The organism is bacterium (genome assembly GCA_040757115.1).
GTDB lineage: Bacteria > UBA9089 > CG2-30-40-21 > CG2-30-40-21 > SBAY01 > JBFLXS01.
On sequence record JBFLYA010000350.1, the window covers coordinates 1 to 3,045 of the forward strand.

4 protein-coding genes are annotated in these 3,045 nt (G+C 35.4%); 1 reads left to right on the forward strand and 3 read right to left on the reverse strand.

All coding sequences use genetic code 11. From position 1 onward, the window contains the following. Window positions 1-227: 227 nt before the first annotated feature. The 3 genes from AB1422_18435 to AB1422_18445 all read right to left on the reverse strand — a co-directional run bounded on the left by AB1422_18435 (window position 228) and on the right by AB1422_18445 (window position 2,665). Window positions 228-1,478, reverse strand: a complete 1,251-nt coding sequence (locus tag AB1422_18435; GenBank protein MEW6621278.1) for a hypothetical protein — start codon at window positions 1,476-1,478, stop codon at window positions 228-230. 95 nt (window positions 1,479-1,573) lie between these two features. Beyond that, entirely contained in the window at window positions 1,574-1,996 is a 423-nt protein-coding gene (ruvX, locus tag AB1422_18440) for a Holliday junction resolvase RuvX (GenBank protein MEW6621279.1), read from the reverse strand. Continuing rightward, complete coding sequence (locus AB1422_18445) at window positions 1,997-2,665, reverse strand: hypothetical protein (GenBank protein ID MEW6621280.1); 669 nt, start codon at window positions 2,663-2,665, stop codon at window positions 1,997-1,999. Window positions 2,666-2,831: 166 nt separating this feature from the next. Here AB1422_18445 and AB1422_18450 point away from each other — a divergent pair, with 166 nt between their 5' ends. Beyond that, window positions 2,832-2,987 carry a hypothetical protein gene (locus AB1422_18450; GenBank protein MEW6621281.1) on the forward strand — a complete coding sequence of 52 codons (156 nt, stop codon included), beginning with the start codon at window positions 2,832-2,834 and terminating at the stop codon, window positions 2,985-2,987. Window positions 2,988-3,045: the final 58 nt, after the last annotated feature.

The following is a 3,045-nucleotide window of genomic DNA, read 5'->3' on the forward strand; positions in this document are numbered from 1 at the left end:
TCGAACTCTTGGGCCAGGTTTGCTTGACACCGTGAAGAGTGATAATTCACAATTCACAATTGACAATTCACCATTCACCATTATTAAGGAAATTTAGGGAAGAAATTGTGAATGGTGAATGGTGAATGATGAATGATGAATAGTTACCAATTTTTTTAATAATATCTCCCTATCTCCTTAATCTCCACATCTCCTTTTGTTACACCACCTGAACGCTTATGTGGAGATTATTTAAAACTTTTTTCTACTTCTTCTATTATCTTCTCTATGGGTATATTTGTCTTATCATCGAAATATGTAAATTCTTCCTCGTGTTTTTCTTCTTTAGTTTCTTGTTGTAGTTTTGTTTCTTCAACTACCTCATCAATAGCTTTTCCCAGGACTTTTTCTGCCCTTATGGCGGCTTCTTTGGCTTTTTTAGCCACTGTTTCAGCCATTTCTTCTTCTAAAGATAGTGGTTTAGCACCTTCTTCTAACAGTGGTATTGTTGGTTCTTCGATTTGAGGAGGAGTTACTTCTTCAAGAGATGGTGTTAATTCCATTTTAATGCCCTCAGGCATAATTGATTCCATACCTATTTCTACGGTTCCCACTTCTGCACCTTTTTTAGTATAGACAAAGCCTCCTTTTACCTCACCCATATCTATTGTTCCGTGAATACCTTTCTCTTTTGTATAGGTAAATTCACCCTTTGCCTCGCCCATTTCAATAGTTCCTTCAATACCTTTCTCTTTAGAATAAGTAAAATCACTTTTTACCTCACCCATATCTATTGTTCCGACGATACCGCGTTCTTTTGAGAAGGTAAAATCTCCCGGCACACCATCCATATCTACGGTTCCAAAAACACCTTTTTCCTTTGAGTAAGTAAATTTACCTCTGGCATCAGCCATTTTTACATTTCCTTCAATTCCTTTAGAAATGGAGTAAATAAAATCAGCTGGCACACCACCCATATCTACTGCTCCAAATAGACCTTTTTCTTTTGAGTATGTAAAATCGCCTTCTGCACCACCCATATCAATGATTCCCACGATACCTTTTTCTTTTGCATAACTAAATTCTGCAACGACATCACCCATCGTTATAATTCCTGCAATTCCTTTGTCCTTAGTATAATTAAAGTCTCCAACGACACCTCCCATATCTACTGTTCCATAAATACCTTTTTCCTGGCTAAATGTAAATTTTGCTTCAGCATCATCCATTTTGAAATTTCCTTCGATGCCTTTTGTTTTGGAGTAAGTAAATTCACCTTCTACGCCACCCATATCGACAATGCCATAAACACCCCTTTCTTTTGAATAGGTAAATTTAGCCCTGGCATCGCCCAGTTGTGCTTCACCTTCAATCCCTTTATCCTTTGAGAAAACAAATTCTCCTGTTGCTTCACCCAAATCTATCCTTCCAATAATTCCTTTATCTTTTGAAGATAACATACCACTCTTCACCTCATCTTTTTCGACTGTTTTTTTCATTCTTCTCTACCTCCTTAATGTTTGGTAACTGGTAATTGGTAATTGGTAATTGGTAACTGGTAATTAGTTACCAGTTACCAATCACCAGTTACCAGTTACTTAAGGGTTTGCCCCTTTAAATCCAGATAATTTTGTAATATTAAAATTGCGGCTAATTTATCTACCGTGCCTTTTTGTTTTCTCTTTTTTAATGGTGCATTTTTTAATGTATTTTTAGCTATTTTAGTGGTCAGGCGTTCATCCCATGTTTTAATTGGGATACTTAAATTTAACTTCATTGTCTCAACCAATTTAAGTATTTTATTCGCCTGTATTCCCATCTTCCCACTCATTTCCTTTGGTAGTCCAACAACTATTTCTTTTACCTGATATTTATTAATTAACTTTTCAAGGTGGCTAAAAAGTAAAGTATCACTTTCTCGAACAATTACCTCTATTCCTTGAGCGGTTATTTCCAATTCATCGCTTATAGATACACCAATTCTCCGCTCTCCAATATCTAAACCTAATATTCTCATTTATATTTTCTTTTTCAAAGCCAGTGCTTCTGGGGTTCCTTTGCCATAACCATTCATTCCAAATTCAACACTTCGACGCAACCAGCAGATTTCGCGTGTAAGTCTTTCTACCTCTTTAACAACATCATTTAACCCTTTTTCTTCCGTAAATAGCAGGATACTACGAATATTCAAATCAATATGAAATGAATCATTGTGCATTTCTTTAAACATATCTTCATACGCGATAAACACCTCGAATTCTTTAGGTTTGGCTGGGTCATTTATATATTCCATAGCATGGGCAAAGAAAAACCTTATCTCCTCTTTTGGCGGAATCACCTTCAAGTTTTTAAAGATAGGTAACTCCGAAATGGTTATTTTGGGTTTATCTCGATATAGGATATCTGGAGCAAACTTACAATTAAAGTTAAACGCCGCTCCTTCGCCTATATTGCGAATTACTACTTCCAATGCTTGAATCTGACTTTCTCTGGGCTTAATATCTACAATCACATAAGGCATACTTTCTGATTTACGAATCTCCTTAAATTCCTCTATTAATTTGTAGGAGGCCGTAGTTGATTTACGAACCTGTCTGGCAAGATACCAAATCATACACACAAACACACTTCCTATTACGACTAATCCTACAATTGGCCACACCTGTAAACCTATCTCTAAACTCATTTTCTTATCCTCCTTATTAAGTAGATAATATCCCCTCCCTTTATATATCGGCTAAATAGCCAAATTTCTTTAATTATTACTTTACCACAAAATTTGTTATCTGTCAAGGAAAATTTCGACCTGTGCAGGTAGAAAATTAAGGAAGTAGATTTTTAATAGTAAGCGGGTGGATTTAGTAAGCGGATTTAACGGCTTTAGCGGAAAAAGAAATAAAAAAAATCCGCTCAATCCGTTTAATCCGCTTACAATAAAAAATGGTAAGCGTTCAGGTGGTGTAACAAAAGGAGATGTGGAGATTAAGGAGATAGGGAGATATTATTAAAAAAATTGAAATTAATAGAAACTAATAGAAATTTATGGAAATTTGTTGTTTTCCACAA